Origin of the sequence: Pseudomonas sp., from assembly GCF_050739995.1 — a bacterium.
Classification (GTDB): domain Bacteria; phylum Pseudomonadota; class Gammaproteobacteria; order Pseudomonadales; family Pseudomonadaceae; genus Aquipseudomonas.
In genome coordinates this window covers 1-6,594 of sequence record NZ_JBOICG010000383.1, presented here as the reverse complement: position 1 = coordinate 6,594, position 6,594 = coordinate 1, and the positions used below count along the sequence as shown (strand labels likewise).

At 59.0% G+C, this 6,594-nt stretch carries 9 protein-coding genes; 3 read left to right on the top strand and 6 right to left on the bottom strand.

Annotated features, from left to right (window positions below; genetic code table 11):
- Positions 1-51: 51 nt before the first annotated feature.
- The 3 genes from ACRESD_RS12750 to ACRESD_RS12740 all read right to left on the bottom strand — a co-directional run bounded on the left by ACRESD_RS12750 (position 52) and on the right by ACRESD_RS12740 (position 2,472).
- Positions 52-633 (bottom strand): sigma-70 family RNA polymerase sigma factor, encoded by a 582-nt coding sequence (locus ACRESD_RS12750; protein WP_431751221.1) that lies wholly within the window; start codon positions 631-633, stop codon positions 52-54.
- 108 nt (positions 634-741) lie between these two features.
- Entirely contained in the window at positions 742-1,533 is a 792-nt protein-coding gene (locus ACRESD_RS12745; protein ID WP_431751220.1) for a phosphate/phosphite/phosphonate ABC transporter substrate-binding protein, read from the bottom strand.
- 9 nt (positions 1,534-1,542) lie between these two features.
- On the bottom strand, positions 1,543-2,472 hold the full coding sequence (locus ACRESD_RS12740) for a fatty acid desaturase (RefSeq protein WP_431751219.1): 930 nt from the start codon (positions 2,470-2,472) through the stop codon (positions 1,543-1,545).
- A 301-nt stretch (positions 2,473-2,773) separates the two neighbouring features.
- On the opposite strand from ACRESD_RS12740, the gene ACRESD_RS12735 reads away from it, so the two are divergent.
- Together ACRESD_RS12735 and ACRESD_RS12730 are read left to right on the top strand one after the other, a co-directional pair.
- On the top strand, positions 2,774-3,211 hold the full coding sequence (locus tag ACRESD_RS12735) for a GNAT family N-acetyltransferase (protein WP_431751218.1): 438 nt from the start codon (positions 2,774-2,776) through the stop codon (positions 3,209-3,211).
- 60 nt (positions 3,212-3,271) lie between these two features.
- Positions 3,272-4,090: a class I SAM-dependent methyltransferase gene (locus ACRESD_RS12730; protein ID WP_431751217.1), complete on the top strand. Its 819-nt coding sequence runs from the start codon at positions 3,272-3,274 to the stop codon at positions 4,088-4,090.
- 74 nt (positions 4,091-4,164) lie between these two features.
- On the opposite strand, the gene def is transcribed toward ACRESD_RS12730, so the two are convergent.
- The 3 genes from def to ACRESD_RS12715 form a co-directional block, all read right to left on the bottom strand.
- Positions 4,165-4,704, bottom strand: a complete 540-nt coding sequence (gene def / locus ACRESD_RS12725; protein ID WP_431751216.1) for a peptide deformylase — start codon at positions 4,702-4,704, stop codon at positions 4,165-4,167.
- 3 nt (positions 4,705-4,707) lie between these two features.
- Entirely contained in the window at positions 4,708-5,658 is a 951-nt protein-coding gene (locus tag ACRESD_RS12720) for a YihY/virulence factor BrkB family protein (RefSeq protein ID WP_431751215.1), read from the bottom strand.
- Between the two features lie 168 nt (positions 5,659-5,826).
- The gene (locus tag ACRESD_RS12715) at positions 5,827-6,012 is read right to left on the bottom strand and encodes a CsbD family protein (protein ID WP_431751214.1); all 186 of its coding nucleotides are present in this window, start codon (positions 6,010-6,012) and stop codon (positions 5,827-5,829) included.
- A 199-nt stretch (positions 6,013-6,211) separates the two neighbouring features.
- Between ACRESD_RS12715 and ACRESD_RS12710 the strand changes: the two genes are divergently transcribed.
- Positions 6,212-6,589 carry a hypothetical protein gene (locus ACRESD_RS12710; protein ID WP_431751213.1) on the top strand — a complete coding sequence of 126 codons (378 nt, stop codon included), beginning with the start codon at positions 6,212-6,214 and terminating at the stop codon, positions 6,587-6,589.
- Positions 6,590-6,594 lie beyond the last annotated feature (5 nt).

The following is a 6,594-nucleotide window of genomic DNA, read 5'->3' as shown; positions in this document are numbered from 1 at the left end:
CTCCCACACAAGCCAGCTCCCACATGGGATCGGTGCGCTGTTCAAGTTTTGTTAAAAGTCATAACTGAGCCGCGTGTAATAGAACGCCCCTTCCGGCGCGGTCGGTGACAGGTAGCTGTATTGCTGGCCCGGGGTCTGGCGCAGGCGGCTGTTGAAGGCACGGGCCATGTAGTCGCTGACCGAACGCTGGGAAATCCCCAGTTCGGCGGCGATCTCCGGATAGGTCAGGCCATTGAGTTGGGACAACAGGAAGGTCGCCTTGACCTTGGCCGGCAAGCCGTCGAGTAACTGGTCGATGGTTTGCAAGGCTTCGATCATTTGCGCCAGGTCTTCGGGGGACGGCGTGCTGCACGCTTCGTCGTAGTCCAGGGCGTCGAGGTAGGCACGTTCCAGGTCACGGCGGCGCCACAGTTGATACATCAGGCGCTGGGCAATGGTGGTGAGCAAGGCACGGGGTTGGCGGATCGGCACCACGCCCGGCGCGCCCAGCAGTTGGACAAAGGTGTCGGCAGCGATGTCTTCGGCGTGTGCACGGGAGTCGAGATGGCGGTGCAGGCGGCTGCACAGCCAGTCGTAATGACTGCGGAACAATCCGCCCACGTAATCGCTGTGAGAAGTGTCGGCGCCGGACATAGTGGCTCCATTTGAGTAGGTTGCGCGTTATGTCCGGTGTTCCGGTGGAGCGATCCTAGCAAGGCTTCTTATTCTTTAATAATATTTAAAATGCATTTTTATATAACCTTATTGAAGCTTTGAATAACCGGCATCGGCGGCTTCCTGCTGATAGCGCAAAAGCACTTGGTAGTCGTCTTCGCTGGCGGGCAGGACGGCCTGGATACCCAGCGTTTCAACCACTTGCGGCAAGTCCCGCAATGCCAGGTTCATCGCCTCCCGTATCTGTGTGATGCGTTCGTCACTCAAGGTCGAAGGACCGATGTAGGGCAAGGTCGGGCTCGGCGCACTCTGGGTGACGATACGCAGCCCGGCCACTTCCTGCGGGGCGAAGCGGGCCAGGTAGTCGTAGGTGACGCTGTCGATCGCGGCCAGGTCCGCTCGGCCTTCGCGCAACCAGCGCAGGCTTTCACGGTGGGCACCGCTGATGTCGACGCTGGCGAAGAAGCGGCCGTCGCGCTGCAACGGCGCCAGACGTTCGCGCAGCAGGTTCATGCCGCTGTTGGAGTCGTGGCCGTTGATCACGCCGCGGCTGTTGTGAAAGTCCGCCAGGGTGGTGCGCGGGTTGTCGTCGCGGGTGAGCAACAGGCTGCAATGGTCGCCATGGCTGCTATAGGGGAGTTCGTAGCGTGGGCGGCCAATCACACGCACCTGGCCGCGCAGCTGGGTCATCAGCGGGTAGCCGCAGGTTTGGCTCACGAGCAGTTCGGGTGCCAGCCACAGGCTGTGCAGATCGAGGTGGTCGGCATTTCGGCGGCTCAAGCCCAAGCGCTCAAGGATGCGTATCAGCCATTGTTGATTGGCCTGTTGCACGGCGGCGGGCGCGACGTACATCAGCAGCTCCGCGTAGTGATCACTCATGGTCGTCTCTCAAGCGAAAGGATGCCGGGGGCTGTCGATGGCCTTGAGGCCGTGGCGGCTGATCAACTGGCCGTACCCCTGCACCAGGAAACCACCGCTGCGCGCCACCCATTGCTCGCGCCGGGCGCGGTAGACCTGGGGCAGCAAATACCAAGGCAACTTGGGCAAGTCATGGTGCACCAGGTGCAGGTTGTTGTTGAGGAACAGCCAGGTCCAGGGCCAGGACGCTTCATTGAGTACGGTGCGCTGTTCCGGTTGCAGATGCGGGCGGTGCTCATAGTAGGAACGGATCGAAGCCAGCGACAAGGCCGGCGCGGTGACCAGCAGCAGGTAGTGCCACACCGGCAGCGCGCTGTAGTGGGCGATGAAGGTCAACATCAGCAGGGTGACGGCGCTATGGGCCAGCCACATCGGCCACACCTGGGGCAGGCGTTGGAACTCATGGCGAGACAGTCGCCCTATCGCCAGCGGTGCCGCCAGCAGGAAACGGCCAAGCACGGTTTTGGTCAGCCAATGCACACCACGCTCGAACAGCGAGCTGTTGTCCCATTGGTGCTGGTTCAGGTAGCGGCTTTCCGGGTCGACACCGGGCAGCGTCAGGTCTTCATCGTTGTGGTGCAACAGGTGGCTGTCGCGATACAGCGTGTAGGGATACCACACGGCAAACGGTGCATAGCCGAGCAGCTTGTTGATCAACGGGGAACGGGTGGGATGGCCGTGGAGCAGCTCGTGTTGCACCGACAGCCACAACGTCACCAGGGGGACCAGCAGCAGTGTGCTCAACCACAGGCCCAGCCAGTGGCTGCCGAGTATCACGGCGAACCAGCCGGCATACACGCCGATCAACAGCAGCCAGGTCGGCCACTCGGTTCTTGCAGTAAAACATTGGACCAGGGCTTCGATTTCCCGGCGTTGGGTCAGATCAAGATAGTTGGCCATTGGCAGCTCAGAGCAGGTGTTTCCTGCTCTGTGCATTGAGGCCGGAAAATCTTGCAGATCGTTTGGTTCTAAGCTTGGAACTTAATGGCCGAACACCCCGGTTTCGGATTTTTTGGCTTTCTTGTCGGCGCGTTTTTCATCGGCAGTCTTTGCCGGTTTTTTCTTCGCCGCTTTCTTTGAATCCATACCTTTGGCCATGATGCGTACTCCACATGTAGGGGATGTAGCACTGGGTATAACACCTATTGCGCTACAGAAGGCGCTTATAATCTTCGCCCCTTGATTACGTTGCCTGAACACTATGCCCGAGTTGACCATCGATCTGCTGGCAGAGCCTCTATGGCCGCTGCTGAACAAGTTTTACCGCAGCCATGATTCGTCGATGAAGGCGCTCAAGGGCGGGCATTTGTGGGTGGCCCGAGACGGCGAGATTGTAGGTGGCCTGTGTTTGACCCCGGTGATCGGTGGACAGTGGTTGACCGGAGTGTTTGTGGCCCCGGCCTATCGAGGCAAAGGGTTGGCGGCACGCTTGATTCTTCAGGCGGTGGCTTCAGTGGACGGCACGGTGTGGCTGCTGTGCCATCCGGATCTGGAAGCGTTGTATCAACGCATGGGGTTCACCCAAGACACGGTGCTGCCCCAATCCCTCAGCGAACGACTGGTGCGCTACAAGCGCAACAAGCCAATGATCGCCATGGGCTTAGATCGTTTGGTGAGGTCGACCTCGCATAATGTGTGATCAGCCGAGCATGGGCCCATGCTAGCCTCGACGGCACAGTGGCCCACTTATCGGATGATCATGAAAACGACGTTTGCAGTGCTGTCCCTTACCGCCCTCCTGCTCCCCACCTTCAGCCAGGCCGCCGACGCGCCGATCAGCGCCAAGCAGTACCAAAGCGTACTCGCTGGCAGCTGGCGCGCCCCGGCCAACAGCGCGCGCGATGGTTATCGCCATCCGCAGCAGACCCTGGAGTTCTTTGGCTTGAGCGCCCAGCAACGCGTGATCGAAATCACCCCCGGCGGTGGTTGGTACAGCGAAGTGCTGGCGCCATTGCTCAAGGATCACGGGCATTACATCGCTGCCGTGCAAGCCGCCACCAGCAGTGCCTATGCGCGCACGTCCGAAGAAAACCTGAAAAAGAAATTCGCGGCTGACCCGGCGCGCTACGCCAAGGCCGAAGTGGTGGAGTTCAACCCCAAGGCACCGATCTTCGGCAAACCGGCCTCGGCCGACGCCGTGCTGACTTTTCGCAATGTGCATAACTGGGTAGCGGCCGATACGGCCGCAGCAACCTTCAGCGCGTTCTACACCGTGTTGAAACCGGGTGGTGTATTGGGTGTGGAGGATCACCGGGCCAAGGACGGAGCAGACCTGGAGGCGATCAAGGACAGTGGTTACCTGACCACTGCGCAGGTGGTAAAGCTGGCGACGGATGCCGGGTTCCAACTGGCTGGGCAAAGTGAAGTGAATGCCAACCCGAAGGACACCAAGGATTACCCCGGTGGCGTGTGGACCTTGCCGCCGACGTTGAAACTGGGCGAGCTGGATAAGGCCAAGTACCTGGCGATTGGGGAGTCGGATCGGATGACGTTGCGGTTCGTCAAACCGGCCAAATAACCAAAGCTGAACATGGACTCAATGTGGGAGGGGGCTTGCCCCCTCCCACATTTGGATCTCAGTGTGCCTGACAGTTATTCGTCGGCTGTCGGGTCCATGTCGGGAAACATCACTTCGATAAACCCGAACTTGCTGAAGTCGGTAATTCGCGACGGGTATAACCGGCCAATCAGGTGATCGCATTCGTGCTGCACCACCCGCGCATGGAAGCCGTCGGCAACCCGCACAATCGGCTCACCCTTGGGGTCGAAACCCTCGTAGCGAATCTGCTGGTAACGGTTCACCGCACCGCGCATGCCGGGCACGGACAGGCAGCCTTCGTAACCCTCTTCCAGCACCGGACTGAGCGGCGTGATCAGCGGGTTGATCAGGATGGTCTGCGGTACCGGAGGCGCGTCCGGGTAGCGCTCACTGGCCTCGAAACCAAAGATCACCAATTGCAGGTCGACACCGATCTGCGGTGCGGCCAGGCCGACACCGCCGACGTGCTCCATGGTCTGGAACATGTCATCGATCAATTGCCACAGCTCAGGGCTGTCGAACATTTCCGGTGGGACCGGTGGCGCGATACGCAGCAGGCGCTCGTCGCCCATTTTCAGGATTTCACGGATCATCGATCAGACTTCGTCGGCAGTGGGTTTGGAGTGGTCCCGGCCTAGGCCTGAGACATGCTGTTTTTCATCCGTGTCCGTGTGTTCACCGAACGCCTTTTTCCCTGGGTCCTTGCCTTCGGCCGACATGTGTTCGATCACGGCATTCATCTCCGCGCCCAGCAGCAGCACGGCGGCAGAAATGTAGAAGTACAGGAGCAGGACGATGATCGCACCGATACTGCCATACATCGCGTTGTAATCGGCGAAGGTTTTCACGTAGTAGCCGAAGCCCAGAGAGGCGACGATCCATACCACCACGGCCAGCACAGAGCCTGGGGTGATGAAACGGAATTTCTGCTCCACGTCAGGCATCACGTAGTACATGAGGGCCACGGCGAACATCAGCAAAATCACGATCAACGGCCAACGCAGGATCGTCCACAGGGTGACTACGAATTCTTCCATGCCGATCTGCCCGGCGAGCCACTCCATCACTTGCGGGCCCAGCACCATCAACGCGGCAGCGGCAAGCAACATGCCGGCGATGCCGACGGTGTAGAAAACCGACAGCGGGAAGCGCTTCCAGATCGGCCGACCTTCGACCACGTCGTAGGCCGCATTCATCGCGCTCATCATCAGGCGTACGCCAGCGGAGGCGGTCCACAAGGCAATCACGATACCCACTGAAAGCAGGCCACCCTTGGATTGCTGCAACTGGTCGATCACCGGGTTGACCTGCTCCAGGGCCTGGGGCGGCAGCACCAACTCCGACTGCATGCGCAGCCAAGTGAAAAAGTCCGGCAAGTGCAGGAAACCGATCAGGGCAATCAGGAACAGCAGGAAGGGAAACAGGGAGAACAGCATCTGGTAGGCCAGTGCCGAGGCGTAGGTGGGCATTTCGTCATCGAGGAATTCCTTGACGGTGCGCACCAGCACTTTGTGCAGTTTGAGACCATCGAGTACCGGAAAAATCATAGCGTCTCCTTTCGCCGCAAAAGATTGAGTTCGGGGGCGACTCAGGGGCCGTTTTCTACATCAAGGTAGCCCATTTCGCGACCTTGAAACAATTTCGAAACTTTATTCACTGCATGTGACATAAAAACGGCCATCCGTGGATGGCCGTCAGACAGCAAGACTGCGAGCTTATTTGGTCGCTTTCTTGACCGCGTCCTTAGTGTCGCCGATCGCTTTTTCGACTTGGCCTTTCTTTTCCTGCACCACGCCTTCAGCGCGCAGTTTGTCGTTGCCGGTGACTTTGCCGATGCCTTGCTTGATGTTGCCAATGCCTTCGTCTTTCAAACCTTTTGCCTTATCCGCTGTGCTGCCCATGGTATTTCTCCTAAGAACAATCAAGGGTTTTGGTCGTTACCTAGAGATTGACCCGAGGCCGTTCGGCGGAGTTTCAATTATTTTTCGGCACGCATTTCATCGAAAGCCGCAGGTTTGGCTTTATGTTTTACAGCCAACCCACGAGAATGCCCCGCACATTCAGGCTATAACGCTGAATAACAGATCCCGTAGGAAGGTTATGAAACTCAATAAAGCACAGGCTATCGCCCGCAGAAACACCGAACTGGGCGGTGCCGTACTCGGCGTCAACAACTGCCACTTCACCGACCTGGACCGCAAGCGCAACATCTGGTGGTTCGACCTGCCGGTGGGCCGTATTGCCGTGGGCCAGTACGAGTGGATTCATCTGTTGATGCACAACGCCGAGACCGACCAGTTGCTGCACCTGAAGGTGCCGACGGTATTCCTTCGCGAGAAGCTCGAAGGACTGGTGGTGCGCAATGCGGGCAAGCGCAAGCCGGAGATTACCCTGGAGCTGAGCGCGGACAAGGATTCGTTCTTGAAGGATGTGAGGCCGGCGGGTGCAGGCGTGAACTTCGCGCAATTCGCCCTGTAGAACCC

Excerpts from the sequence above, each read along its gene's own strand:
- ACRESD_RS12750 (WP_431751221.1), bottom strand. The coding sequence starts at position 633 with ATGTCCGGCGCCGACACTTCTCACAGCGATTACGTGGGCGGATTGTTC.
- ACRESD_RS12745 (WP_431751220.1), bottom strand. The coding sequence starts at position 1,533 with ATGAGTGATCACTACGCGGAGCTGCTGATGTACGTCGCGCCCGCCGCC.
- ACRESD_RS12740 (WP_431751219.1), bottom strand. The coding sequence starts at position 2,472 with ATGGCCAACTATCTTGATCTGACCCAACGCCGGGAAATCGAAGCCCTG.
- ACRESD_RS12735 (WP_431751218.1), top strand. The coding sequence starts at position 2,774 with ATGCCCGAGTTGACCATCGATCTGCTGGCAGAGCCTCTATGGCCGCTG.
- ACRESD_RS12730 (WP_431751217.1), top strand. The coding sequence starts at position 3,272 with ATGAAAACGACGTTTGCAGTGCTGTCCCTTACCGCCCTCCTGCTCCCC.
- def (WP_431751216.1), bottom strand. The coding sequence starts at position 4,704 with ATGATCCGTGAAATCCTGAAAATGGGCGACGAGCGCCTGCTGCGTATC.
- ACRESD_RS12720 (WP_431751215.1), bottom strand. The coding sequence starts at position 5,658 with ATGATTTTTCCGGTACTCGATGGTCTCAAACTGCACAAAGTGCTGGTG.
- ACRESD_RS12715 (WP_431751214.1), bottom strand. The coding sequence starts at position 6,012 with ATGGGCAGCACAGCGGATAAGGCAAAAGGTTTGAAAGACGAAGGCATT.
- ACRESD_RS12710 (WP_431751213.1), top strand. The coding sequence starts at position 6,212 with ATGAAACTCAATAAAGCACAGGCTATCGCCCGCAGAAACACCGAACTG.